This is a genomic window from Chryseobacterium lathyri, assembly GCF_003290185.1.
In the GTDB taxonomy this organism is placed as follows: domain Bacteria; phylum Bacteroidota; class Bacteroidia; order Flavobacteriales; family Weeksellaceae; genus Chryseobacterium; species Chryseobacterium lathyri.
In genome coordinates this window covers 420,764-447,460 of the sequence record NZ_QNFY01000001.1, presented here as the reverse complement: position 1 = coordinate 447,460, position 26,697 = coordinate 420,764, and the positions used below count along the sequence as shown (strand labels likewise).

Below are 26,697 nucleotides of genomic sequence, written 5' to 3'. Positions count from 1 at the left end.
CGCTTGATCGTTTGTTTGCTTTCTGGACGTTTATAAAATCCCAGCATCAGTTTTTCCTGTATCTGGAACAGATTAATGTTTGGTAAAGTAAATAAAAGTACTATTTTTATTTTCATAAAAGAAAACACCAATTATGCCGACTGAAGCTTCCCACAAGCTGATTCCGATGACAGATTTTGTTATTGAGTACTACTCTAACGAAGGATATGCCGATCTTCAGACATTGCGTCTGATGAAAAACTATGCTAATTTTCTAAGACGGCCTCTTACGCTTGGAATGTTTGTTCCTGTAGATCTAAACGGAAATGTATTGAAAGAACCGAAAAACTATACCTCCTGGAAATCACTGGATCACAATACCGTAAAACGAACTGATACTGCCGGATTTGAGGAATACGCCGGATATCAGACCGCAGAAAAGAACTGTCTGTTCGAAGGCTTTACCATTGCTTACAACGGATATTCTGTCGTAAGAATTGTAGCTTCCTATGATGAGACTATTGAAATCTCTTTTAATAAAAATGATCTGCTGTCAACAGCTTTTGCAGACATTGAAGCATTGACTGTTTTCGATGATATTTATCTTACGGCAAATGCTTTAAAATCTATAGGTATTAAGAAGTAGAACTCAGCCTAAGATTTAAATTAAGGAAGCGAATTTTAGATAGATTTATAGATATTATGAAAAAGGAGACCTTTGCGATCTCCTATTTTTATTTCATATACTTATCAAAAAAAGCGATCATCTTTTCCGGGTATTGTCCGAAATAATTGTAAGCATCAAATCTTCGATTTGTGCCTTCAATCCAAAACAATTCTTTTTCAGCTGAACCTATTAGATCAAATATGGCCTGTGCATCATTTGGATTGTCTGTCCAGGCATCATCTAAAACTTCTGCCATAAAATATGGCATTTTTACAGCGGGTGCAAATGGTTTTGGATCCATTTCGTAATGAGTAAAGCCTCCTAATTTCAATTGTTCAAAAGCCATTAGCTCTATATACTGACCAACACCTGCATATCCTGCAAATTTTTTCATCATTGCCGTCATACACAAAGTCATCGGTCCGAAAAAGCAAACAATATTTTCAAACAGTTCAGGGTGTTTGTACATTGCTTCATAGGCTGCATTTCCACCTGTACAACGATTGTACAAGGCAACTTTCATCTTACTTAATTCAGGATGGTTGTTTACATAATTTTGCGCACCAACCACATCGCGCCATTCGTAACGTCCGATTCCGCATATATTGTTGTTTGCTGTTCCACTGTTGCCATGATTTCGCAAGTCATATGCCAAAATATTATATCCTGCATCGGACAAATGTTTCATTTCAATAACAAAATCAATTTCCAAATCGTCCACACTTGAAAACGGCTCGCCAAAATGCCCGGTAAATCCGGAACGACTCATCGGCAGCGGATGATTTATAATAATAAGCTTGTCGGATTCGCCTTTTACGGAAGGAATATACCAACCTTCGAGAGGAATGCCATCACTGGAAGGAAAATAGATATCTTCCCAAACATGCATTCCATGATCGGCAGGTGTTTTGTGGACTGGTGTTCGGAACGGTGGCCGAATAGCCCTTTCTCCCAAAAATTTAATGGTGTCATAATCTTGCTCGGATATAATTTTTTGTTGTTCAATTGCTTTTTCATAGATCTCTTTACCCAAACGTCCTGCAAGAGTATGATCTACCTGATAATCTAAGGTTTTTTCAAATGACATTGTATTAAAGTTTTAAATGTGTTAATGGTACAAATTTCATTGAAAAACCCCGAGAGCTAAGAAAACAAATAAAGGCAGTTTGGATACAAATTACTGATTTTGAAAATTTGAAGGCGACTTTCCTGTCACTTTCTTAAACAGGCGCGAGAAGTAATTGGGGTACTCAAATCCTAATTTATAGGCAATCTCTGAAACCGTATGCTTATTGCTTTTTAAAAGACTTTTTGAGGTATCAATTATTTGCAGATGAATATGCTCCAAAACCGGTTTACCTGTGTGAAACCTTATCAGGTCACTCAGATAGTTAGGAGTGATATTTAGTTTTTTAGCAAAATAGGTTACGGTCGGTTGGGTAACATTTTGGTTATTGTTGTTGTAATAAGTGTTTAAGAGTTCGAAGAAGTCATTAACCAACCTATTATATTTTTCTTTTCTTTCACCAAACTGTCGCTCATAAAATTTTGAAACATGGGCAAACATCAGATTGCAATAAGCCAGCAATAAATTCATCGAAAAATCAGCACTCTCATATTCTCGCAAAGCGTCCTTAAATATCTGGGTTATGATCATTTCCTCTTCTTTTTCTAAATAAAGCGGTTCATGCAGTCCATAAGTGAGAAACGAATATTCTAAATGCTGATAGTTGGCAATAATATCTTCGGTAATTTGAATATAATATCCTTTAAAAGGTTTTTTCACATCCCATTCTATAGGTTGATTGGGACTTGAAAAAAACATAAGACTTCTGCCATCTTCATCCTCCAATTCAAACTTAATTGAAATACGATAGAAATTAGGACAAACAGGAGGGCTGGTCAAAATGAAACTATCAGGATAGAAGCCAATATCTATCCAATCATGCTTTGGCATTTCAGCTTTAACATACTGATTAAATGATTTAATGCCTTGTATCTTTTGAGGGAAATGCTTATTCATAGTAATTTTAGGTGTTTTCTCACATTTTGTGTTATTTTGGTTGAAGTTAATTTTATTTATGTTTATCCAATAATTCTTCCAGTTCTGTGATGAAAGCGGCCTGCGTCGGATTGATTTTTTTCTGAGCTTTTTCTGATTCAAACCATTCCCATTGGTCTACCTCAGGAATTTCGATCATTTTAGAAGATCTTGGTGGCCATTCCATCTGTAATGTATTGCTGTGAAGTCCTGTTGTTTCAATATCACTCTCCAATGCCCATGCATAAACAGTTTTGCCGCCTTTCTGTTTAACAGGTGATAAAGCGGTAAATTTTCCCTGTACTGTTTGGCCTGTCTCCTCCTTAAACTCAAGTAAAGCCCTTTCCAGTGGATCCTCATCTGGCTGCACTTCCCCTTTTGGGACAGACCATGCGCCTAAATCTTTATTTTTCCAAAAAGGTCCGCCTGGATGAACCAGAAAATAATACAGCTTATTTTTCTGTCTTTTATATAATAAAATGCCGGCACTTGTTTTCATAGCTTTAAGATAAGACTTTTTTAAAGTAATAATCAATCAGGCGGTTAGTTATTTTTTCTGAATGCTGATGGTGACATATTTTTATATCCCCGGAAAATCTTATTAAAATGGCTGGCATCATTAAATCCAAGCCGGTCCGCAATTTCATTGATGTTATAATTACTCTGCTTCAGAAGCTTTTCAGCGGCCTTTATTTTCTGATGCATCACGTGCTGTTGTATGGAGAATCCGGTCTGCTTTTTAATGTAAATGCTGATATAATTTCGGGAAAGCATGAATTCCTTTGCCAGATTTTCAAGCTTCATTTTGTTTGCATCCATTGCATTAACATTGATATAATAGAGAATTCTTTCCGCCTGATTGAACCCTTTTGATATTCGCTCCATACCACCGCTGTTCATCGTATTTCTGATCAGAATGGTGATTATTGCCGAGAAAATATCTGCCGCTGTTTCTTTGCTGTACATACTTTTGTTGCCGAATTCATAAAGAAGGATTTTGGCAAGTTGTAGCAAGTGTTTCCTGTCTGTTGTATTCGTAATCGCCGACTCATATACGAATGTGCTGTCTTCCAGCATCAGGCGGACTACTTTATGAAGCTCAGCTTTTTTATCAGTCTGCAGACTTTCCCAGATATGATGTTCTGTAAATTTTATATAAATGAACCTGGTTTTGTTTTTTATAGAAAATTCGTGTGCATCGCTTGGTCTGAGCAGAAAAGCATCTCCTTTTTTATAGGTAAATGTAATCCCATTCAGGTAGTGTGTTCCTGTTCCGCTTTCGATAACAATCAGCTCGTAGAAATTATGATTATGGTATTCAATGTCCCAGACCTCCTTTTCAATACTGAAAACATTAAAAGAACTGAAATTGACAATACGCTTCATGTTGAATGGATTTTTACAAATTTAGCATAAATTTTTACAATATAAGTCAACCGTTTATTCTTCAATTTTGTAGAACAAAAACTCTTTAAAATGAAACATTTAAAACAATCAGTCTTCCTGATCACATCTGCAATATTTTTAATTTCCTGTTTTGACAGAAATATGAAAAGCACAGCTAAACAGTCCGCAGAAACCGGAACATCCTCTAAAAAATACTGGCCCAATGGTGCTCAGCTGGTTATCTCAGTATCTATGCAGTTTGAAACAGGAGGACAGCCTGAAGGTGCAGAAAGCCCTTTCAGCGGAACTCCCCTTCCCAAAGGCCATCCGGATCTCGCAGCAGAAAGCTGGTATCGGTATGGAGCCAACGAAGGAATTTACCGTATGCTGGATCTGTGGAAAAAATATGATATAAAAGTGACCTCTCATGTTGTAGGTACTGCTGCTGAAAAATATCCTGAAATTGCCAGAGCTATTGCCAACGGAGGTCATGAAATAGCTGCACACGGTTTTGCCTGGGACAGCCAGTGGAACAAAAACTATACAGATGAAACGCAGTTTGTAAAAGATGGCGTAGATGCAGTGGAAAGAATTACAGGACAAAAAGCAGTGGGCTACAACTGTAACTGGCTCAGAAGAAGCCCTAATACTTTAAAAATCCTGCAGGAGCTTGGTTTCCTTTATCATATAGATGATCTTAGCCACGATGAGCCTTTCATTACCCAAGTAAACGGTAAAAACTTTGTTGTGATGCCTTATACACTCAGAAATAATGATATTGTGAATATTGAAGGTAAACACTGGAGCCCGGATCAGTTTCTGACCCAACTGAAGTTCGAGTTTGACCGCCTGTATGAAGAAGGAGCTTCTAAGAGAAGAATGATGAGCATCAGCTTCCATGACAGGATTGGCGGAACTCCAGCAATGGTTCATGCTATGGAAGAATTTATCAGATATACCAAAGAAAAACAGGGCGTTGTTTTTATGCGTAAGGATGATATTGCAAAAATGATAGTGAATGATCCCGCAACGCCTGTAGATAACAGTGAAGAAAAATTTAATAACTAAAAATAAATATTATGAATAAAAATATAGCCTATTTCCTTTTACGTATATCTATGGGAGTGAATCTTCTGGGACATGGTCTTGCCAGAATCCCCAAACTTTCCGTTTTTGCTGAGGGAATGACCAAAGGGTTTGAAAAAAGCTGGATTCCACAGCCATCCGTATACCTGTTCAGTACTACTCTGCCCTTTCTGGAATTTATTATTGGTGCTTTGCTTATTCTTGGCTGTAAGACCCGTTGGGCAAACTTTGTCGGAGCCGGGCTTATCATTATGCTTCTTTTTGGAAGCAGTACCGTTGAAAACTGGGAAGCCATGGGAATACAAATGATCTATGCTCTTTTCTTTTATATTCTGATCAGCAGAATAGAAGATAACTGCTATGCCCTGGGTCAAAAGAAATCATTTCATACAAAATAGATACCTCAGATTTTAATAATTTTCGACTATTATAATATATCTTAATTTGTTTCAGTTGTAAATACGGTATAGATACCACATTTTAGATATTATTGCTGGTTTTCTTCATAAAGGCATGGAATATGTATTTAATAAAAACAATAACATTAAAAAATTTGAGTCATGAGAAATTTATTATGGTTAGTAGCCGTCATTTGTATCGTTATCTGGCTTCTGGGAATGTTAAATATCGTACCGGGAATAAGTACTGGTTACTTAGTGCATGTTCTTTTGGTAATTGCTATTATTGTAATTCTTTATAATATCATTTCCGGCAAAAGGCCACTTTGATAATAATTAAAGCTTTTTTGAATAACAGATTAAAACAGGTCAGAAATCATTTCTGACCTGTTTTTTTGATACTGCCGAAAATATCTGATAATAAATCTTCAGGTATACGTCTGAATATTTTATATATTTATTATAGGATATAATGAAAGTATAAACAAAAGTAATTCAATACAATGGAGGAAAAATTCCAGCCTGATGTTATCATTGTGGGAACAGGGTTAGCAGGACTCACTGCTGCTATGGAAATTACCGATGCCGGAAAAAAAGTACTTCTCCTGGATCAGGAAACTGAACAGAATATTGGCGGACAGGCATTTTGGTCGTTCGGTGGTTTGTTTTTTATCAATTCACCACAGCAGCGGAAAATGGGAATAAAAGATTCTTATGAACTGGCTCTGCAGGACTGGAAAGGAACAGCTGGATTTGATCGTCCGGAAGATTACTGGCCCAGAAAATGGGCAGAAGCCTATTTGAAATTCGCAGCCTATGAAAAATATGCTTATGTTTCTAAGCTGGGGGTCAGGTTTATGTTCATGGTAGGCTGGGCCGAACGTGGAGACGGATCAGCAACCGGCCACGGAAATTCCGTACCGCGCTTCCATGTCAGTTGGGGAACCGGGACAGGAGTTGTGAAGCCTTTTGTAGATAAAGCGTATGAAGCAGAAGGAAAAGGTCTTTTACAGATGAAATTCAGACATAGAGTCACGGAATTGATCATAGAAAATGGTAAAACGAAAGGCGTGAAAGGTGATATCCTTGAAAATGATCATAAAGAAAGAGGTGTTGCCACCAACAGAAACGTAATTTCCCAGTTTGAATACCATACCTCTCATGTGATCATTGCATCAGGAGGCATAGGAGCCAACCATGAACTTGTGCGGAAGAACTGGCCGGAAAGACTGGGAAAAGCTCCCGAAAATATGGTTTGTGGTGTGCCTGCGTATGTGGACGGAAAAATGATTGGTGTTGCAGAAAAGTCCGGTGCACACATCATTAACCCGGACAGAATGTGGCATTATACAGAAGGAATACAGAACTGGAACCCGATATGGCCGAAACATGGCATCAGAATACTGCCGGGACCGTCTTCTTTATGGTTTGATGCCAGGGGAAACCGTTTTCCCGCTCCTTTTCTGCCAGGATTTGATACGCTTGGAACCCTGAAACATATACAGGAAACAGGGTTTTCTTACTCCTGGTTTATCCTGACCCAGAAAATCATTAAAAAAGAATTTGCTCTTTCCGGATCAGAGCAGAACCCAGATATTACCAATAAAGATTATGCTCTTTTTCTGAGAAGAATTTTTGGAAAAAAAGCTCCGGGACCTGTGGAGGCTTTTAAAGAACATGGAAAAGACTTTATTGTTTCGGATGATCTGAAAACCCTGGTGGAAAAGATGAATGAACTGTCCGGCACTTCCCTTTTGGATTATGAGAAGATAAAAGCACAGATCGAAGCCAGAGACAGGGAGCTGGACAATAAATATTCAAAAGATACACAGGTCAATTATATCAGGAATACAAGAAATTATTTAGGTGACAGACTCGGCCGAGTTGCCGCTCCGCATAAAATATTAGATCCTAAGAATGGTCCTCTGATCGCTGTCCGTCTCAATATTCTTACCCGGAAAACCCTGGGAGGTATTAAAACGAATCTTGACGGACAGGTTTTAAGAGATGATGATACGGTGATCGACGGGCTTTATGCAGCAGGAGAAGCTGCGGGGTTTGGCGGAGGCGGAATGCATGGCTACCGTGCATTGGAAGGAACATTTCTTGGAGGGTGTATTTTTTCAGGCATGAAAGCCGGAAAATATATTGCCGGACTTTAAAGGTCAGATCGTGAATTCTTCTTTGAACCTGAATGGTGAATTGTAAGAATAAGAGAGTAAAATATTAAAATAAAAAAAACAAAAGTGAATACTTATTTTGATCATAAAGTGGTTTGGGTAACAGGAGCTTCGTCAGGAATCGGAGAAGCTCTGGTAAAAGAGCTGGCAGTGAAAAGCAATGCGAAAATTATCCTTTCATCAAGAAATAAAGATCAGTTAAATGCTGTGGCTCAAAAGGCCGGACTTGAAGCAAATCGTTTTTTTGTACTGCCTTTGGACCTTGAAGACTATAAAAAAATGCCGGATGTTGTGGAAGAAGCTGTAGAAAAATTCGGAAAGATTGATATTTTGATCAATAATGCAGGACTGTCTCAGCGTTCTCTGGCTATAGAAACTGACATAGAAGTTGATAAACGTTTAATGGATATTGATTATATAGGAACCGTAGCCCTTACAAAATCTGTGCTTCCCTATATGATCAGGAACGGCGGCGGACATATTGCTGTTGTTTCCAGTCTTATGGGGATTTTCGGAGCTCCGATGCGAAGCAGCTATGCGGCAGCAAAACATGCACTTCACGGTTTTTTTGATTCGCTGCGTGCTGAATTATATACGAAAAAAATTACAGTGACCATCATCTGTCCCGGCTTTGTACAGACCAATATTTCTATAAATGCATTAACGGGTAACGGCTCTCTGCAGGGAACAATGGATGATGCCACAAATAAAGGAATGCCCGCAGATGTGTTTGCAGGAAAAATGCTTGCGGCTATTGAAAAAAAGAAAAATCAGGCATCTATTGGCGGTCGGGAAGTAATGGGAACCTATCTCAAAAGATTTTTCCCCTCTCTGTTGGCTAAGATTGTCCGTAAGGCAAAAGTGGTATAGACAAATACAAAAACCTCCCATAATGAGAGGTTTATTGTATATCTGATTGAATAAGAATAAGCTATTATTTAAATTGCTTTTTAAGATTTAGGAACCTGCGCCTTTTCATAGATCAGTCCGTTAGACTTCAATTCGTTCCAGAATTCAGACGGAATAGTGGCCTTAAAACCTTCCACATTATCTTTAACCTGTTCCGGCCTGCCGGCTCCGGGAATAATAGAAGCAAATTCATCTGAAGCCAAAACAAAATGAAGCGCAGCATGTACAATATCTGTATTGTATTTTTGAGCAATAGCAGTTATTGCGGCACGTTTTTCGGCCATTCCTTTTGGAATGACATCCTTATAATTGTACCTTTCTCTTCTTGCAATATATCCGGAATTATACCCAGCACCCGAGACCAGTTTTACACCGGCTTTTTTAACTGCCGGAAGCAGCCTGTCGACGGCATCTTCATGTTCAAGGATCGAATATTGTGTTGCAGAAAGACAAATATCAGGATCAGCAGAATCAATACAGTCTAAAATAGGTTCAATTTTGTTGACGCCCATTCCCCATGCCTTGATCACTCCCTGGTCCCGCAGCTCGGAAAGAACTTTAAACGCTCCTTTCTTTGCCTGTTCCAGAAAATAAGGATACCGGTCCCCTACCTGATCTTCAGACAGGTCATGAACGTAAATAATATCAATATAATCCAGTCCTGTTCTCTGCAGGCTGTTTTCTATAGATCTTTTGACTCCGTCTGCTGTATAATCATGTTTAAAATCATAATTCAGCGGTTTTTTCCACATCGTAGGTGGAACTTCTGATTCAGGGACTTCATGAAACAGTCTCCCTACTTTAGTTGAAAATATAAAATCGCTCCTGTCTTTATCTTTCAGAAAGTGTCCGAATCTTCTTTCACTTTTTGTAAGGCCATACCAGGGAGATGTATCATAATAGCGGATTCCCAGATCCCAGGCGGTCTGAAGTATTTTATAAGACTCTTCATCACTTATATTTTCGAAGGCCGTTCCTATCGCCACCCCGCCTATTCCTAACCTGTGCTTTTCTGTTAAAACTTCTGTTTTCATATGATTGTATTTAAGTGTTGGTGATAAATAAAATGCAAACATCGTGCAGAGAAAACTAAAGGATATATAAAATCACCCCGAACGAGAGGTGATTTTTCGCTTTTCTGATATAGTTATTGTTTAGGCAGAAAATGAAATTACTGCTCAACAATTGTTAAAACATTATAGCCTCCTGTATTAAGAAGAGGACGTTTGTCCGGGTCCCACGATACATTGATCCATACAAAAGGTCTTAGCTTATCTCCTGCATTCAGATACAGGCTCGCAGTACAGGCAGATCCCACGATCACAGCATTCGGAGCAACTCCTGTGTCCTGAGGATAACCGTTATTGGTTTTTATCCTCTGTATAACCGTATTGGAAGAGTTTCTTACTTCCCAAATCGCTTCCGTCTGGTTTTGTCCAGAACTGGTATTTACCTGGTTGGGTGCTAGAGCAAAAGTAAAAGTAGCATAATATACACCCGATCTCGGAGCAATAAATTCCCCTGTAGCAGGATCAAAATTAGTTCTTGGCTGCCCGGAGTCCGAATCCAGTTTTTCTGCCCATGAAGTAAGATAAGCAGAAGATCTTCCGGGGATTCCGTCTGTATAGTTTCCTATAGGCCACAAACCGGTTTCAAAAACAGTGGAATTATTATTGGTTTTCTCGGCCATCACCACAATTCTTGGCTTTCCGTATGGCAGAATAGGAACCCATACCGTTCCGTCAGAATATTCTATATAACCCTGGACCCCGATGGCTGGACTTGGATTGTAACGCATAGCTCCTGCCCCGGCCTCGGCGGCGGTTTGATTGGTCATTCCTATAGCCATAGAACCGTTGGCTCCATTTCTTAGGTCAATAGCCATTTTTGGAGTAGCTACCCCAACCCCTATTTTTCCTGTTTTATCAATAATGACTTTTTCAGTTGTGTTAATTTCAATAGAATTGGCAGGATTCGGATTATTAATACCAATACCTATCTGAGCTAAAAATAAGTTTGGGAGAAGTCCCAACCCCAGAAATAATATATTTTTTTTATTTAATTTCATCTTTGTTTGTTTATAGTTCGTAAACGCTGATACTGTTATTGGTACCGGTATTGGCTGTATTTATACTTTTATTGCTTCCGAAATTGTGAAATACTTTAAACTGGATGGTATCACCTGCTACTAAATTGAAAATAGCCGTACAGTTACCTCCTACAATATTATTCACTGTATTAACGTCCCATGCCGGGTATGAGTTTACACTTCTGTATGTCTGGATATTATTAGTGGCTGTATTACTTTCAATAATAGTTTCAATTCTTGAGTTTTGGGCAATATTCCCATCAGCTAAGGTAATATTGAACGAAACGATGTAAAATCCGTTTCTGGGTGCAGTAAAAGTAGTACCATTGAAATTAGACTGTGAATCTGTAACTACGGTCCATCCGTTTACAAGAGTGGTGGTATTATTTGTGAGGGTAAGCGCACTGCTTTTATTAGCCAGCACCACTGCTTTAGGCGGTAAGGTCATTGGAAGATTATGCCACGATACGCCGTCAGAATACTGGATAATATTTCCGGTGCTGTAACGGATGGCACCACCACCTGCTGCTGCGGCAGTCTGTGAGCTTGTTCCCAATCCTATAATCCCTTTTTGATCGGCAGAGCGGACATCTACTTTTGTTTTGGGATTTAACAGTCCCACCCCCAGGTTACCATTGGAGGTTACTACTACATCATTTAATATCTGAGGTGCAGAAGGCGGTACACTGCTGTTATCTTTTGCACCGTCTAAATGAAAAGTCTGCATTGGATCTTTGGTGAAGAAACCTGTCTGTGCCTGTATAGAGAATGACAGAAAAAAAACCAGTAATTGATATAAATTTTTAATTTTCATTTTGTGTATTTTTTAATTTTCAATAATGGTCATATTGTTAAAACCTGCATCCGGGTGGGTCCAGTCTGCATTTGCTCTTAAAGCTCTTGGCCCGGATCCTGTGATGTTTTGATTAAGCTGTGGCCGCACAGTCTGGTTGGCAGTCAGGCTTACTGTAATGGTGGCGGAACCTCCTACCTGGGCATCTTCATTGCTGCGGGCAAAGGTCTTGTAAGAACGCGCAAGGATAGCTGCAGTAGTTGGGCTGTAAAACTGGCTGGTGACTTCAGAAGAGTTGACTATTGATCCGGAAACAAAATTATACGTCATCAAAAATGTATAAACTCCGGTTCTTGGAGCCGTAAAAATCCCTGTAACAGGATCAAAACTGTTGGAAAGATCTCTTATCTCGTCCCATCCTGTAATATTTACATCAGTATTGTAAGGAACCGAGAACGGACTTGTCAATCTGGCAACCACCACAGCTTTAGTGGGCAGGATAATTGCTGCTTCCCATACATTCCCGTCAGATACTTGAAATTTTGCCTGAGTAGGTTCATATCGCACGGCCCCTGCTCCCGCTGCGCTCGCTGTCATAGTTGTTGAGCCCAGTCCAACAGCATTCTGAAGTCCTGCTGAACGCATATCAAGTTTTACTATTGGATTTGAAACGCCTGCTCCTATAAAACCGGTATTAGTAATAATAAGGTCATTACTGATTTGTGCGGGAGTGGCTGATGCTGTATTGTCTTTTGCACCGTCAACATGCAAAATTCCCAATGGATTACTGGTACTAATTCCTATCTGTGCATTCAAGAGAGATGATGCAATAAAAGCTAGGGATAGCAATTTTTTTTTCATTTGAATTGTGTTTTTAAGATGTCAGGATTTAGTGGAACTTCTGATATAAAACTGCTTATTAACAAATTTGATACCAACATGCAAATTTAGGTTTTCTTAGTTAATGAATTAGGCTTAATACAAAAATTGGCAAATTCTTTCAGAATATAAAATGTATGGTGTAATATTTACTGAAATAAACACATTGATTTTAGATTGTAAATGTTTGATATATAAGTGATTATTTTTTAAAATACACTTTACATACCGTATTCTGCTAAATAAGTTTCTTTTTCCAATTAGCAATCGTATTTCTGCTTAATTTAAAATGCCGGGCCAGTTGTGCGTTATTGTATCCATACTTTTCCTGGTAATTTAGTATTTCAAGAATCGATTGTTTATCATAAAAACGATGTTTCTGATTAAAAATAAGGGTATTTTTATCTTCCTTATCCGTAAGAATGTTGCTGCAAGCGATAACATCCAATATGGACAAAGTCTTTTTAGAGAGTATGGTTCTACATGCTTCCTTTTTATCAGGATATTTTTCATTGATAAGGTCTGTATAGATTCTTTTGTAATCCGGAATATTTTTCATTATGCCTTTATTTATTTATCATATCATATTTATGAAGCCATTTGTAGAGTGTGCTTTTGGGGATTTTATACTCAGAAATTACACTGGATTTTGTCATTTCCCCTTTTCTGATCTTGTGCAGGACAAATTCTACAATCTCTTTGGTGTAAAGGCTCTTACGAAAAGCCGGGAGTAGATGATCTGTTTTTTTCTTTTGAATATAATTCATAGAAGACTGTGGAGAATACAAAATCAGGTGTTGAGAATAAAGTCTGAAGAAATCATATTGGAGGAGTTTGGACCAGCGCAGAAGGACTTCCGTGTCAAAAGCAGAAGAATTATACATTTTCAGGATATCTTCTTCCTGGCAGTTCAGGAATTTACATATGCGAGACATTTCTATATCGCTTTGGGCCACCTTTTCTTTTATCATTGATCCAATGTGCAGGTTTTTTAGATCCATATATTTTCTAAATTGTTTATGTTTATATAAATTACAGGATAAGCTCCAGCGGTTGGAATAGAGATATAAGGAAAAGTAATATGATAAATTTATAATTGAAGGAAATGAGAAACCTTACAAAATTATTGCTTTTCATATGTGTGTTTTAAATAAGAAGTACAATAATAGAACTTTGGCTGGTTATGAAAAAGCTTAATACGAAATGATTTCCGAAAAAAGGCAGGGTATTTTAGAGCTGTTTATATGAAGATAAACAGTTAGGATTTGAAGCCGTTATTTAAATTTAGATTATTTAAAATCAGTTGGTTGAAAAAATTAATTAACAATGTAAATTCTGAAAAACTAACACTATTATTGTAAGATAATCATTAATATTGTACTTAATTTGCTGTTTCAAAAAACACATGATGAAAAATACCGTTTTATTTCTGTCCTGTTTTATTTTCGGGCTTTTTCATGCTCAGCTCGATTCCGGATTTCTCACAAATTCACAAATTGATTCTAAAATTATCCGGGCTGAAGAACTGTCTAAGAGCAATCCTGCAAAATCAATAGAACTTTCGAATGAGATTTACCGTGCCTCTAAAAAGACAGGCTATAAAAAAGGGCTTCTGGAAAGCACTTCTATCCTTATGGCCAGATATTATGACGCAGGAAATCATAAAAAAGTAATCGATCTGAGTACAGAAGGTGAAAAGCTCGCTATAGATGCGAACGATGATGCAAAACTGGCCAATATTTACAGGTTAAGAGCTTCATCTTACACAGAATTAGGCTTTAACAATGAAAGTATCAGAGATTTTAGAAATGCATTAAAAATATCTGAAAAAATAGAGTCTGAAGACAAAAAGAATTATTTGAAATCTTTGATATATACAGGTATAAGCTCATATTTGGCCCATATGAATGCCCCATTGGATTCTGTGATACATTATCAGAAAAAATGCCTGGAGAGTGCAGTTCATATTGGAGAAAGCAAGGATTTTATATCAAAAAAATACCACCTTCTTGCGCTGTCTTATATGAACTTGGGTATGACAAGCGTCGCGTCCAAACGGATCCATGATGCGGAGGGTTATTTTGACAAAGCATTAAAGATAGCTCAAAATGAACATTATGGAGTATCTAAAAACCTGGAAGTTACTATTCTGAATGAATATGCATGGCTGTATTATGACCAAAAAAAATATGACCAGGCTGTACACTACGCAGAAAAGGCCGAACAGCTGGAAAAAGTAATGAGTATACCCTATATCCGCAGAGATATTTATGAAGTTAACTTCAAATCTTATGTAGAGCTTGGAGAAAAGGAAGCTTCAAAAAAGTATATGAATCTCTACACGAAACTGAATGACAGTCTCGTTAACGAAGAAAAGAAAACTATCAATACTCCCGTAAAAAAGATGATGGATCAGCAGGGAGAAGTTCATACCGGGAATATTCAGAAAATGCTGATGATTGTCTTTACTTTTATTATACTTCTTGTGGCGGGTGGTCTATTTTTCTGGAAAAGAAACCAGAGAAAACTTCATGAAAGTTATGAGACAGTCATTAATAACCTTAAAAAGGCCAATGATCCTCCGGCACAAAATGTACAGCTGGAAATTTCTTCTGAGAAAAGCATTAATATCACAGACGAAACACTAAAAATGATCCTGACCAAGCTGGAAAAATTTGAAAAATCACAAAAATTCATTAAAAAAGATCTGAGCCTTACTTCCCTGGCCAATGACCTGAATACCAATACCAGATACCTATCGGAAATCATCAAACAGTATAAAGGAAACAGCTATAATAACTACATCAATGGTCTCAGGATCAACTATATTACCAATAAGCTGTATGAAAATCACATTTACCGGGAATATAAGATCAGCTATCTGGCCGAAGCCTGTGGATTTTCGTCGAGAGAAGTTTTTGCAGTAATTTTCAAGAAAGAAACCGGAGTAAGTCCCTCCTATTTCATTAATAATCTGAAAAAAGACAATCTGGAATCGGTTTCTTAAAATTTTTACAGTGCTTTTAAATCAATATGATTAAAAATACCTGAGATTTCCGGATGGATCTTTCAATTGCAGGATGGAATTAAAATTATGAGAAATATTTATAATGATATAACCTATTGAATTTCATTATGCTGCGATGATCTTTAATGCTTTTTTAGTAATCCATGACCAGACATTTATAAAGATATTTCATAAATTTACGAAACCATTACGGTTTTAAAATTGGTTTCCAAGTGAAAATTCACAATAAAAAAAAGTATTTAAGCTTTCTAAAATTTAAAAGAGACTTCCAGGAATACGGACTGGAAAAAGCCAGAAGCTATGAACTGATTCTTCACTGGCTTAATAACAGGCTCAGCAGGAACCAGTTTCTGGTACTTTCCGGAATACTCGTGGGTTGTACTGCTGGTCTTGCCGGAGTGGTCCTGAAAACGCTTGTACATACCATCCATAATTTTATTACGCATAAGGTACATTTTGAATATCAGATCTTATTCTATATTGTTTTTCCTTTTTTGGGAATCGTTCTTACTACAGCTATTGTTCTTACTCTGTTTAAAGGCCAGGACAGAAAAGGAATCGGTGCAATTTTGTATGAAATAGCTCAGAACTCAAGTATTGTAGCTTCTGTAAAAATGTATTCACAGATCATTCAGAGTGCCGTGACAGTTGGTCTGGGAGGTTCTGCGGGATTAGAAAGTCCTATTGCAGTTACAGGGGCCGCCATCGGTTCCAATTATGCACAGACCTATCGGCTCAGCTATAAGGAAAGGACTCTCCTGTTGGCTGCAGGAGCCACCGCAGGTATTGCTTCAGCTTTCAATGCTCCGATTGCGGGGATCATGTTTGCTTTTGAAATTCTTTTGACAGGTGTGGTTTTTACAGATTTCATTCCTTTGGTAGTGGCTGCTGTCTGCGGAAGCCTTTTATCAAGGATTCTGCTTCAGGAAGATGTGCTTTTCAGGTTTTATACCAGAGAACCCTTTAACTATAAAAATGTTCCATACTATCTTATACTGGGAATTGTGACGGGACTGTATGCCCGTTATTTTGTCGTGATTTCTCAAAAAGTAGAACATTTCATCAAAGGGCTTAAGCTTTCAAGGATGCGTAAGGCTATGTTCGGAGGTTTGGTGCTGTCATTGTTATGTGTTCTTTTTCCGCCATTGTTCGGAGAAGGATATGAGACAGTGAAGGCTTTTACCAACGGAAGTACTCATTCTATTATCAGAAACAGCTTTTTCCGGTATTTTGAGATCGGAGACTGGACCATCATCATATTTCTGGTTCTGGTATGTCTGTTAAAAGCTTTTGCTACGTCTTTTACAATATTTAGCGGTGGTAACGGTGGTAATTTTGCCCCGTCTCTTTTTGCCGGAGGAACGGTGGGTTATTTATTTGCAGTAGTCTGCCAGCATATCGGGTTTACGGATGTTCCGGTAACGAATCTTGTTCTGGTAGGAATGGCAGGAGCAATGAGCGGTGTACTCTATGCTCCCCTTACGGCTATATTTCTGATCGCTGAATCCAGTTTTGGATATGATCTTTTTATTCCACTGATGATTGTATCCATTATCTCTTATCTTATTGCAAAATGGTTCTCCCCAATCTCCCCGGAACTGGAATCTTTGGCTGATCAGGGGAAAATATTTACTAATAAGCATGATAAAAACCTGCTTTTTGCTTTGAGAACCGAAGATTTTATAGACAAATATTCAGAAACAATCCATGAAAATGCTTCCATTACAATATTGTTTGAGCAGGTGAAAAATGGAACTAAAAATATTTTTGCGGCAACAGATGAGGCAGGAAAACTGAAAGGCATCCTTACTTTGGATGATATCCGTCCCTATCTTTTTAATAAAGAAGCTGACAGCTCCATGACAGTTGCGCAAATTATGAAAGCTCCGCCTGCAGTCATTCACCGGGACAATAAACCGTTGGAAATTCTTCAGATTTTTGATGATACCGGCGTATGGAACCTTCCGGTAACCAGTGAAAACAATGATTTTATAGGGTTTATTTCAAAATCATCTATCTTGATGAGTTACAGACAGCTTTTGAAAGAATATTCTGATTAATTTTTTAAACATAAAGTTCAGAATCAAACTTCATCATTTAAAAACATAAAAAATATCCGTTCAGCAAACCGAACGGATATTTTTAATTTCAGATGAAATTAATTAATGACTTGCCTGATTAAGCAATTCAATATCTTCCTGGTCTAGAATAAGTTTTGGGGCGCTGAATAAAGTATCAAGCTGGGAGGCACTTGTCGCACTTACAATAGGTGCAGTGATTAAAGGATTGGCCAGAAGCCATGCCAGGGCGACTGTTCCCTGTGTTGTTTTATGCTTTTCGCTTACGTGGTCCAGGGCTTTTAATACTTCAAGACCTTTTGGGTTCAGGTATTTTCTTACACCTTCTCCTCTCTGGCTTTTGCCTAAATCTGCTTCATTGCGGTATTTCCCGGTAAGAAAACCGGCAGCTAATGACCAGTATGGAAATACACTCAATCCAAATTCTTCTACCAGCGGAGCATAATTTTTTTCAAAACCTTCTCTTTCCATTAAATTGTAATGAGGCTGTAGGGCTACATATTTGGGAAGGTTATTTTTTTCTGAAGCCTCAAATGATGCCTTCAGGCGCTCCGGGGAAAGATTGGAAGCAGCAATATAGCGTACTTTCCCGGCTTTTATGATCTCGTCGTAGGCAGAAAGCGTTTCTTCTACGGGAGTGGTATGATCATCAAAATGAGTATAATAAAGATCAATATGATCGGTCTGAAGCCTTTGAAGGGATTCATCCACAGATTTCAAAATATGTTTTTTGCTGATGTCAAAACTGTGTTCTTTGGTCTCAGATCCCACTTTGGTAGCCAGAACTATATCCTGACGGTTGGAACGACTTTTCATCCATTTTCCTATGATTTCCTCAGACTGGCCTCCTTTTCCGTTGACCCACCAGGAATAGGTATCTGCTGTATCAATAAAATTGAACCCGGCATCCGTAAACTGATCCAATATATCAAAGGACTGCTTCTCGTCCAGCGTCCATCCAAAAACATTTCCTCCAAAATTAACTGGGGCTACTGACAGGTCTGTATTTTTTATTTTTCTTTTTTCCATAAAAACAGATTGAATTAAAATTTCATGTACTAAGGTAAGGATTATCATGGAGGATTTCAGATTCAAAATAAGCATATGGCTTATAGTTATTATAAATAGAAAAGCTTATTTTGCCTCACTTTTTTACATTTAAGAGGAGAAGATAACTGATTATTTTATTAGAATGAACATAAAAAAACAGCCTTCACAATGAAAGCTGTTTATCTATCAATTTAAAAAAATACTGTTACTTTTCAGCCTGAGGAATCTCAATAGCTGTAAGTATCAATTTATGTTCCTGCAGCTGCAGTTCTATGGTATTCAATCCGCTTTTAAAGAAAGTGGATGTATGAAACATGTGATGATAATATTCAATGCCTTCCAGAACATTCTTTTTGAATGTATTCCACTTTTTGGTTTGGGAATTTGTGATCTGTGCTGAAGAATTACTGATTTCTTTTTTAAGATAATCAACATACATTTTCAGTTCATTGATGAACATATTCGGGCGCTGGTTATCCGGAAGGATATTAGCGTTCCCGTAGATGTGTTTTACCATCTCCGAAAGGGAAACTTCCCTGTCAAAAAAAGCCAGATTAGGTCCCGGACATATAACGACCCCCTGTTTTTCGCCCTTTATTTCAAGATTCTGTTCTATATAAGCGGCATTTACCAATCCTACACAGAGACAGGCTTTATCTGTAATCTCAGTCTTCCTTTTGCTAAATTCTTCAGCAGTAAGCTCAGGATCGGCCTGAAGTTCTTTCAATTTAATATCCTGGTACTTCTTAGAGGCAGTACAGGTTCCCTGCGGTGAAAATTCTTTGCTTAGAGCCAGTAGTTTTTTCGGGCAAGAGCTTCCGTATTTTCCGGCAGATTCCTTTTGTTCTTTTAATAGCTCATTAGATGTCCCTCTAACCGTATTGAAAGGTACTCCCAAAGGTGTGATATTACTCAGATAGAAGTCCTTTTCTCCAGATTTTAAAAGTAGATTTCTGGTTTCCGTATCTACAGAAGTAGCTTCAGGAACCAATAGAAATGGTGATCCCCATCCGACACTGTCTACATTATAGTTTTCAAGCAGAAATTCATGTTCTTCCGAGGTTCCCACTCCACCCTGAACTGTAATTTTCATTTCAAGAGGTTCGGAAACGGTATGTTTTCCTTTTTGCTCCAAAGCGGTGATCATTAAGGCATGAGCAGACTGGATAAGGTCATTCTTTTTCTGTTTAAATTCTTCCATGATAGGCCCCAGCAACATCCCTTCCGTAGCAAATGCATGGCCTCCGCAGTTCAGTCCTGATTCAACTCTGTATTCTGAAATCCACAGGCCTTTTTTAGCTAAAAAATTCCCCTGAATCATTGCTGAACGGAAATCGCTTACTTTCAGAATGATTTTCTTTTTTAAAATACCCTTCTCATCGGGAAAGAAATCATCAAATTCTTCAATATAGCTGTACAAACGAGGATTCATTCCTGCGGAAAGTACCATTGAAGAAGATAGTTTACTTTGGGCAAAACCACGCAGTGAAGCATGGGCATCGTTAAAGATCACAGGAAGTTGCTGATCTTTTTTATAGTTGTCTTTATCAACTTTTGTCATGATATTGACATCGATACTTCCCGGTTTCAGGTTGTTTTCAATAAAGTTTTTGATATTTGAGCCTAAACTGTCTTTTTGGTTCACAAGATTTTGAAGTCTGCTTTTCAGATCTGAAGTATTGGGCAGAATGGCTATAAAGTTCTTTAATGCTTCCTTATTTCTAGTGATTTCCTGTTTGAAAGATTCAAATTTTTCATTCACGATATCATCTACCATATCCAGGTAAGCTGTAATTCTTTTAGCCCTGTAATCCTCAGTTTTTGTTGAAATTCCTAAATAATCAAGACTGAATTTCTTACTATAAAAGTTTTTCATTTTTTCCAGGATCTCATCATCAATAATGGAAATCACGGAAGAAATTCCATATTGGGCAACACGGATTGGACTGTCTATGGTATAAGCCAGGCCCATTACCGGAATATGGAAGTTGTGTAATGGTTTATGTGTCATTTTATTCTGATAAAAATTCTTTCGCTGAAAATGAATTAAAATCCCGGAATGCTGGATCCATATTGAAATGAGCGCTTCAGTCCAAAAACTTTAATTGACCTAAATTTATCATTTTAATATTAGCTATGCATTAAATAATACTTATAATATCGGAAATATGTTAAATATCATTGTTTCAAAGCTTCTCCCCTTCTGGAGTACTCAAATGTGATAACTCAACTCCTGAAGTTTTTCAAATAGATATTCTTGGGCTCAAAAGAATATTCCTTCTGAAGAAATTCAGATATCAAAGAATTTATTTTCATACCTCCTGCCAAATACACTCTGCTGTTTTTTATATTTCCCGGAAAGTGTTTTCTGATGTATTCTAGAATATTTTCGGGATGTAAAGGATTGATAACAGAAAAATTTAAAGGAAAGCTGTGATCAAGATCCGGAAAAAGTCTGCCCGGGTGTTTACTGTATATAAAACTTTCAACTTTTTTGCTGACGGCAAGAGCTCTGTTAATCTCATAAAGAAAAGATAAACCTGTATGATCTCCTATCAGAAAATACTGATTCCCGGAATGATCTGTCACCGTTTCATTTAAAAATCTGCGAAAAAATACACTGTCTCCTTCCTGAGCTGTACACATCCAATCTTTTACACTGCTGTCTTCTGCTGTGATAACAAAATCCGCAGTATGATAAACCGGTTCATAATTCCAGAAGGCATATTCCCGACTCCTGCTGCGCGGACTATAATAAGGATCGCAAAGGAAAATTTCGGCGGTATATCCTGCGGCATATTGAATCGTTGAAAAATCCCGGCTCTGAACCTTGATGTGAAAGGTGTTGTATGCAATTTTATTTTTTGAAAGAATAATGCCTGTAAAAATATCTGAAGGTTGGCGCTCGCTGTTGTTCATAGTTCTGATGATTGACTGCAAATTTGCAGACTGTCAGATCCTGAAACATTGATTTGGGTCAAAAAAGAAACTTAAAGTTTTGATTTTAACCGGCTTAATGTTTCCTGCGAAATATTGAGATAGGAAGCCACCATTTTATTGGAAAGCCTCCGTACGATAATAGGGTTTTCATCCAGCAGCTGGCGGTACTTTTCAAGGGCGTCCTGCACCAGAAAAGACATCAATCTCCTGGTATTGTTTACATAAGCCATTTCAAGGTATTTTCTGTAGAATTTCTCCCACTGCGGGATCTCATCCAGCAGATGATAAAAGCTGCTGTGCGTTATATAATACACCTCCGAATCTTCCACAGCCTGTATAAATTCATCAGAAGGTTCTGATGTGATAAAACTGACCAGTGCGGTAGCAAACTGATTTTCAAAAGCAAAATACCGTGTAGAATCCTGGCCTTCTTCATTGATAAAGAAAATCCGGAGACAACCTTTAACCACAAAGAAAGTCCGCTGGCTGGACTGCCCGTTGGCGAGCAGCAGCTCATTCTTTTTCAGTTTCATCGGTCTGAAATGGGAAAGAATGATGTTCAGCTCCTCTTCTGTTATCGATATTTTGCTTTTAATGTATGAAGCTAATAGTTCTTCCATAAATCTGAAATCAGTCCTGAGCAAATGTAGCAATAAAAGCTCAATCTCCCTGTACCGACCTGTCTTTGGAGGTTTCATCTTCCGATTGGCCTGCTTTCCAGTAAGAAACTGCATGCATGCCGTGGGAATCCCAGTTGAGTTCTGTTTTAAAATAGCTCCGGAGTTCTTTTACAGTACTGTATTCTGCCGTGACATATATATACTTTTTCAGTATTCCAGCGGGAAATTCAATTTTTTTGACAAGATCTGCAATACAGCTTCCTTTTTCGGGATGAGGATTATAAAGCCATTCTACGGAGAGTTCTGCTCTTGAACACAGCATGATTTCGTCTTCCTTTCCGGGAACTTCGAGCAGTATTTTTGCGGTTACATAGGAAGGCAGCAGTTCTGCAACAGCGCAGATCACAGGAAGTGCCGTAGCATCACCAACGAGTAAATAAAAGTCTGCATCAGGAACCAGTGGCCGGGTGCTTTCCTTCATTCCTATTTCCAATGTATCCCCCGGTTTTGCATTAAGCGCCCATAGAGAGGCAGGGCCGGTTTCACCATGAACAGCAAAATCAATCGTCAGTTCGCGGCTGTCCAGATCGATCTTGCGGTTGGTATAGGTTCTGGTCAGGAATAAAGGTTCCTGACTTTGATCTGTCATACCTGTTGGAATAAATAATTTATTGTTGGATCCGGATTGTACGTTTCTTAATAATTCAACCTGATTTTCTTCAATTTTAAAGATTACTCTGATAAAATGAGGACTAAGATATTGTTTATTTTTAACGGTAAATACCGAACGTATTTTTCTTGATATAGCTGGATTATTTGTCATTGCTTCAAGTTTATTTTTTGTTGAATAATAAAATGATCATAGAAATGATGCAACTCAATCCTCCAAACAGATACACCGCCTGATAATTGAACCATCCCGCAGCAAGACCTGCAGCCGGGCCCGCCAGCCCCAGTGAAAGATCCACAAAAGCCACATAGGCGCCTAAAGCTGTTCCTCTCATTTGTGGTTTTACTTTTTGAATGGCCAGCACACCCAATGCCGGAAAAATCAGGGAAAACCCTACTCCTGTAAGCCCACAGCCAAGAATAGCCATTGCTTTTGATGCCGAGGTCCAGATGATGATCTGCCCTGCAGCTTCGATTATCAGAGAAATAAAAGCGATTCTGAAGCCTCCGTATTTGTCTGGAAATGAAGCAAAGAAAATTCTTGTCAATACATAACAGGCCCCGAAAGTTATAAAAGCCAGTGACGCATCACCCCAGTTTTTCTCCGTAAAAAACAGTCCCACAAAAGAAGCAATACATCCGAATGCCATAGAGGAAAATGCAAGGCTTAATCCCTGTCCGGATACCGCTCCTATAACTTTGTAAAAAGGAGTTCTTATATGCCCTTTATCCACAGGAATGGAAGGCAGTTTCGCTGTGGAAATCCAACTGACAAACGGCAGTAGCATGATCAGGATAAATGCCGGAAGCACTCCAAAATCTTTACTCATCCAGATACTCAACGGAGCACCAACAGCAATTCCGGCATACATGGCAATACCGTTCCAGGTCATTACTTTTCCTGAATTCTGATGCCCGACAAGGCCAATCCCCCAGGTTAATGCTCCTGTAACCAGAAAACTTTCACCAACACCGTGAATCATTCTGGCAAGCAGGAGAAATACTAGCGCTGTCTGGGGTGATGCCTGGAAACTTACCGCAAGAATATAGGCTATACCTGCGATAACGGATAGCAAAACTCCCAGCATTTTGCTTTTCTTTGCTCCTTTTGTATCTGTAATTTTTCCGGAGTAAGCACGGGTTAAAAGTGTTGCCAGTGATTGTAACCCGATTACCATTCCTATGATGATACTGTTAAATCCTAAATTGTTCTGGACAAATTTCGGAAGCACACCTAAAGAAATTCCTATCGTAAGATATATGGCAAATACCGATAGGATAATAGGCATTGTGGCTGTATAGAAATTAATAGTCTGTCCTTTTTCTAATGTTGCACTCATAATTTTGTTTAAAATATTCGGTGCAAATGTCCTGTTACAGACAAAAAAAAACTTTGACTTAAGTCAAAAAACAACCTACAGGAATTTATTCAAAATCCAGAAAACCATCTGTCAGCTTTTTCCACTGGACCTTAGAAATTCCCATCATTCCTCCTACGGCAACCATAAGATTTCTGATAACATCAATATATCCGGCGTTAAAATTCGGCGTTTCATTCCGTCCGTAGACTGCGGCTTTTAGATGAGTAGGCGTTCTCGCGATCATAAAAGTTGAGGTTGCTATGGAGCTGTAAAAATGGGCAATATGACTGTTTTTTCTGTCCTGAGGATTTATGGAGGGTCTGCACGTTATTAAAATGCTTTCCGAATAGTTATCTTCCTGAAAGCAGATATCAGTAACTTCTACCCAGTCATACCCTTTGGCTTCAGTTTCTCCCGGTCCGGGAATATCAATTCTCATAAAATCTCCTTTCTGAGGTGGTCTTTCAGCAATATTTCCTTTTGAATCATAAAGTTTAAAGGCTGCAAATCCTTCACCGCAATAGCTTTTCCAACGGCTCACTGAAAAAAATCTTTGTTTTAAAATATCAAACTTGATCGGTAAAAGTGTCGGTTCAAACTGCTTCTGGCTTTCTGTATCGTGAAATCCACCGGATTGCTGTTGTGGAACTCTGTTGATCTGCTTAGGCTTCATTGTACTGGATTTTATACTAATTTATAAAATATGAAAGTGTTTCTTTATGAGCACGATCATAATCCCATGATAAAAGCCTCTCGATGGAGAGGCTGATGTTAAAACTTAAATGGATCGGGATAAATGGATTTAACTGTTATAAGGGTCGTAAAGAAAATGGAGAAAGAAAAAACAGTAAGAATACAGCATGGCAAAATATTTTATTGACCTTTTTTTAATTGCTCCTGCATCATTGGACGAAATTATTCAATTGTACCATTTATATTATTAGAATCTTTTTAATTTATTTTTTGTTTTATCATAATATATGATTATTAAATTTCACGGTTAATGGTAAGAAAAGCATTATTGAACGAGTCCTTATTTTTAATTAGAATGAATGTTTTTTTAATATTTATGCTTATATGATGTTTTGCATAATATATTTTTTACTTATATTTGTAAATCGAAATAATTTTTTTTCATCATTTGTGTTTTTTTAAGGTCTCCTCCTTTAGGGGACCTTTTTCATTTTAGCCTATGATTTTTTGCAACTAAGTGTAAATACGGAATGGTAAATTTGGTATTTTCTACGCTATCATATATCTCATTAAAGTGACAACTTTGTAATGTTAAACAACTTAAAAACATTACACCATGTCAACATTCAAAATCAATATCATTGCAGGTCCGCTTTGGAGCAATGATGAAGCACAAAAAATCGGAGGTCGTATTGCTGCGGCACATTTAGGAAAATTCACTGGACAATGGAGCACTATTGTCGAAGGTCAGATGAGCGTTATCGAAGTTGAATATGATACGCAACCATCAGGAAGCACAGAATATACTATGGACGTTTTAGCAGGACCAATCTGGAGCAACGAAGATGCTAAAGAAATATGCCCTTCAATCTGTGCTTCTTACGGAGGAACCTGGAACGGACAATGGACTACGGTTGTTGAAGGTAAAATGAGCGTTTGCGGATGCACATTTAAGTTCTAGAACTTATTTAGATTAATATGAATCTCCGGGGCAACCTGGAGATTTTTTTTGCTCTGATAATAATTTTACGCTGAATTATTGAGTAGTTTTTATAAAATCCGTAGGTCTGGACTGCATTACAGACTGGAAACTTCTTGTAAAGGCCTGAACACTCTTATACCCTACTTTGTATGCTGTTTCGGAAATGGTATGGTCGCCGGAGCTCAGCAGTTCCAGGCTTTTAATAATTCTTAGTATCTGCTGGTATTTGGCCAGCGTCATTCCGGTCTCCTTTTTAAAAATGCGTTCTATTGTGCGTAAGGAAAGCATTGAAATTTCACTCAGATCTTCCATTCTTACGTGCTCCTGGTAATGACTGTGAAGATATTCAATAGATTTAGATAACCTTTTATCTTCAGGAAGTCTGATATAAAGTTGTAAGGAATGTTCCACAAAATGAGGAAGCTCATTAAAAAGTGCTTGTAAGAAAAGTGCTTCATCAGGATCTTTTGAAATGCTTTTTGACCATTTTTCTGCATACTTTATCATTTCTTTCAGAACAGGAGGAACGGAAAAAACATTAATCTTATGATGAAAAGCACTGCTTTTTTCTACATCGGCGAACATGATCATCAGTTTAATTTTTTCAGAGTGTGAATTGGTTTTATGGATGGCACCCGGAGGAATCCAGGCTGCATGGTTTTGAGGAAGAAGGTAGATCTTCCCGTCGACCGTAATATACTGGAATCCGCTTTCTACATATACGAGCTGGCCTTTTTGGTGAGAATGAAGAATGTCATCATGCCGCCAGCCTTCTTCAAACCAGACAAAATACGGCTTCTTCAGCTGATCAATATCTATTGTGTCGTGAACATTCATGTCGTTTTACGTTAAAACTTTGGCAAAATTAA

The 26,697-nt window shown here is 38.0% G+C and carries 27 protein-coding genes; 9 read left to right on the top strand and 18 right to left on the bottom strand.

Annotated elements, in window-relative coordinates; translation table 11 throughout:
* The first annotated feature begins 133 nt into the window (after nt 1–133).
* Nucleotides 134–625 carry a hypothetical protein gene (locus DRF61_RS02070; protein ID WP_111953531.1) on the top strand — a complete coding sequence of 164 codons (492 nt, stop codon included), beginning with the start codon at nt 134–136 and terminating at the stop codon, nt 623–625.
* Nucleotides 626–713: 88 nt separating this feature from the next.
* On the opposite strand, the gene DRF61_RS02065 is transcribed toward DRF61_RS02070, so the two are convergent.
* From DRF61_RS02065 to DRF61_RS02050, 4 genes are all read right to left on the bottom strand, one after another.
* A complete protein-coding gene (locus tag DRF61_RS02065) occupies nt 714–1,733 on the bottom strand; it encodes an alpha/beta hydrolase family protein (RefSeq protein ID WP_111953529.1) in 1,020 nt (339 codons plus the stop codon).
* Nucleotides 1,734–1,823: 90 nt separating this feature from the next.
* Nucleotides 1,824–2,669 carry a helix-turn-helix domain-containing protein gene (locus DRF61_RS02060; RefSeq protein ID WP_111953527.1) on the bottom strand — a complete coding sequence of 282 codons (846 nt, stop codon included), beginning with the start codon at nt 2,667–2,669 and terminating at the stop codon, nt 1,824–1,826.
* A 52-nt stretch (nt 2,670–2,721) separates the two neighbouring features.
* Nucleotides 2,722–3,186, bottom strand: coding sequence for an NUDIX hydrolase (locus DRF61_RS02055; protein ID WP_111953525.1), 465 nt, complete (start codon nt 3,184–3,186; stop codon nt 2,722–2,724).
* Between the two features lie 44 nt (nt 3,187–3,230).
* A complete protein-coding gene (locus DRF61_RS02050; protein WP_111953523.1) occupies nt 3,231–4,073 on the bottom strand; it encodes an AraC family transcriptional regulator in 843 nt (280 codons plus the stop codon).
* Nucleotides 4,074–4,163: 90 nt separating this feature from the next.
* Between DRF61_RS02050 and DRF61_RS02045 the strand changes: the two genes are divergently transcribed.
* The 5 genes from DRF61_RS02045 to DRF61_RS02025 all read left to right on the top strand — a co-directional run bounded on the left by DRF61_RS02045 (nt 4,164) and on the right by DRF61_RS02025 (nt 8,607).
* Nucleotides 4,164–5,141 carry a polysaccharide deacetylase family protein gene (locus tag DRF61_RS02045; RefSeq protein ID WP_111953521.1) on the top strand — a complete coding sequence of 326 codons (978 nt, stop codon included), beginning with the start codon at nt 4,164–4,166 and terminating at the stop codon, nt 5,139–5,141.
* An 11-nt stretch (nt 5,142–5,152) separates the two neighbouring features.
* Complete coding sequence (locus DRF61_RS02040; RefSeq protein ID WP_111953519.1) at nt 5,153–5,557, top strand: DoxX family protein; 405 nt, start codon at nt 5,153–5,155, stop codon at nt 5,555–5,557.
* Nucleotides 5,558–5,719: 162 nt separating this feature from the next.
* Nucleotides 5,720–5,887: a lmo0937 family membrane protein gene (locus tag DRF61_RS02035; RefSeq protein WP_111953517.1), complete on the top strand. Its 168-nt coding sequence runs from the start codon at nt 5,720–5,722 to the stop codon at nt 5,885–5,887.
* Between the two features lie 173 nt (nt 5,888–6,060).
* Nucleotides 6,061–7,719 (top strand): FAD-binding dehydrogenase, encoded by a 1,659-nt coding sequence (locus DRF61_RS02030; protein WP_111953515.1) that lies wholly within the window; start codon nt 6,061–6,063, stop codon nt 7,717–7,719.
* Nucleotides 7,720–7,803: 84 nt separating this feature from the next.
* On the top strand, nt 7,804–8,607 hold the full coding sequence (locus tag DRF61_RS02025) for an SDR family oxidoreductase (protein ID WP_111953513.1): 804 nt from the start codon (nt 7,804–7,806) through the stop codon (nt 8,605–8,607).
* Between the two features lie 80 nt (nt 8,608–8,687).
* Here DRF61_RS02025 and DRF61_RS02020 read toward each other — a convergent pair whose 3' ends face one another.
* From DRF61_RS02020 to DRF61_RS01995, 6 genes are all read right to left on the bottom strand, one after another.
* On the bottom strand, nt 8,688–9,680 hold the full coding sequence (locus tag DRF61_RS02020; RefSeq protein WP_174772300.1) for an aldo/keto reductase: 993 nt from the start codon (nt 9,678–9,680) through the stop codon (nt 8,688–8,690).
* A 137-nt stretch (nt 9,681–9,817) separates the two neighbouring features.
* Complete coding sequence (locus DRF61_RS02015; RefSeq protein WP_111953510.1) at nt 9,818–10,714, bottom strand: hypothetical protein; 897 nt, start codon at nt 10,712–10,714, stop codon at nt 9,818–9,820.
* Nucleotides 10,715–10,724: 10 nt separating this feature from the next.
* A complete protein-coding gene (locus DRF61_RS02010) occupies nt 10,725–11,549 on the bottom strand; it encodes a hypothetical protein (protein WP_111953508.1) in 825 nt (274 codons plus the stop codon).
* 12 nt (nt 11,550–11,561) lie between these two features.
* Nucleotides 11,562–12,389, bottom strand: coding sequence for a hypothetical protein (locus DRF61_RS02005; protein WP_223559439.1), 828 nt, complete (start codon nt 12,387–12,389; stop codon nt 11,562–11,564).
* 256 nt (nt 12,390–12,645) lie between these two features.
* Nucleotides 12,646–12,966: a helix-turn-helix domain-containing protein gene (locus tag DRF61_RS02000; RefSeq protein ID WP_111953504.1), complete on the bottom strand. Its 321-nt coding sequence runs from the start codon at nt 12,964–12,966 to the stop codon at nt 12,646–12,648.
* 7 nt (nt 12,967–12,973) lie between these two features.
* A complete protein-coding gene (locus tag DRF61_RS01995) occupies nt 12,974–13,378 on the bottom strand; it encodes a transposase (RefSeq protein WP_228452522.1) in 405 nt (134 codons plus the stop codon).
* Nucleotides 13,379–13,812: 434 nt separating this feature from the next.
* Here DRF61_RS01995 and DRF61_RS01990 point away from each other — a divergent pair, with 434 nt between their 5' ends.
* Nucleotides 13,813–15,414: a tetratricopeptide repeat protein gene (locus DRF61_RS01990; protein WP_111953500.1), complete on the top strand. Its 1,602-nt coding sequence runs from the start codon at nt 13,813–13,815 to the stop codon at nt 15,412–15,414.
* 233 nt (nt 15,415–15,647) lie between these two features.
* The gene (locus tag DRF61_RS01985; protein WP_111953498.1) at nt 15,648–17,495 is read left to right on the top strand and encodes a chloride channel protein; all 1,848 of its coding nucleotides are present in this window, start codon (nt 15,648–15,650) and stop codon (nt 17,493–17,495) included.
* 102 nt (nt 17,496–17,597) lie between these two features.
* Here the strand turns inward: DRF61_RS01985 and DRF61_RS01980 are convergent, their stop codons facing one another.
* The 7 genes from DRF61_RS01980 to DRF61_RS01950 form a co-directional block, all read right to left on the bottom strand.
* Nucleotides 17,598–18,542, bottom strand: a complete 945-nt coding sequence (locus DRF61_RS01980) for an aldo/keto reductase (protein ID WP_111953623.1) — start codon at nt 18,540–18,542, stop codon at nt 17,598–17,600.
* A 226-nt stretch (nt 18,543–18,768) separates the two neighbouring features.
* Nucleotides 18,769–20,574: a hypothetical protein gene (locus tag DRF61_RS01975; RefSeq protein ID WP_111953496.1), complete on the bottom strand. Its 1,806-nt coding sequence runs from the start codon at nt 20,572–20,574 to the stop codon at nt 18,769–18,771.
* A 215-nt stretch (nt 20,575–20,789) separates the two neighbouring features.
* Nucleotides 20,790–21,482, bottom strand: coding sequence for a hypothetical protein (locus DRF61_RS01970; RefSeq protein ID WP_111953494.1), 693 nt, complete (start codon nt 21,480–21,482; stop codon nt 20,790–20,792).
* Between the two features lie 71 nt (nt 21,483–21,553).
* Nucleotides 21,554–22,123: a Crp/Fnr family transcriptional regulator gene (locus tag DRF61_RS01965; protein WP_111953492.1), complete on the bottom strand. Its 570-nt coding sequence runs from the start codon at nt 22,121–22,123 to the stop codon at nt 21,554–21,556.
* A 40-nt stretch (nt 22,124–22,163) separates the two neighbouring features.
* The gene (locus tag DRF61_RS01960) at nt 22,164–22,946 is read right to left on the bottom strand and encodes a siderophore-interacting protein (RefSeq protein ID WP_111953490.1); all 783 of its coding nucleotides are present in this window, start codon (nt 22,944–22,946) and stop codon (nt 22,164–22,166) included.
* 10 nt (nt 22,947–22,956) lie between these two features.
* A complete protein-coding gene (locus DRF61_RS01955) occupies nt 22,957–24,132 on the bottom strand; it encodes an MFS transporter (RefSeq protein ID WP_111953488.1) in 1,176 nt (391 codons plus the stop codon).
* Nucleotides 24,133–24,217: 85 nt separating this feature from the next.
* The gene (locus tag DRF61_RS01950; protein ID WP_111953486.1) at nt 24,218–24,826 is read right to left on the bottom strand and encodes a hypothetical protein; all 609 of its coding nucleotides are present in this window, start codon (nt 24,824–24,826) and stop codon (nt 24,218–24,220) included.
* 636 nt (nt 24,827–25,462) lie between these two features.
* Here DRF61_RS01950 and DRF61_RS01945 point away from each other — a divergent pair.
* Complete coding sequence (locus DRF61_RS01945) at nt 25,463–25,807, top strand: mannan-binding lectin (protein WP_040995112.1); 345 nt, start codon at nt 25,463–25,465, stop codon at nt 25,805–25,807.
* A 75-nt stretch (nt 25,808–25,882) separates the two neighbouring features.
* On the opposite strand, the gene DRF61_RS01940 is transcribed toward DRF61_RS01945, so the two are convergent.
* A complete protein-coding gene (locus tag DRF61_RS01940) occupies nt 25,883–26,665 on the bottom strand; it encodes a helix-turn-helix domain-containing protein (RefSeq protein ID WP_111953484.1) in 783 nt (260 codons plus the stop codon).
* Between the last annotated feature and the right edge of the window lie 32 nt (nt 26,666–26,697).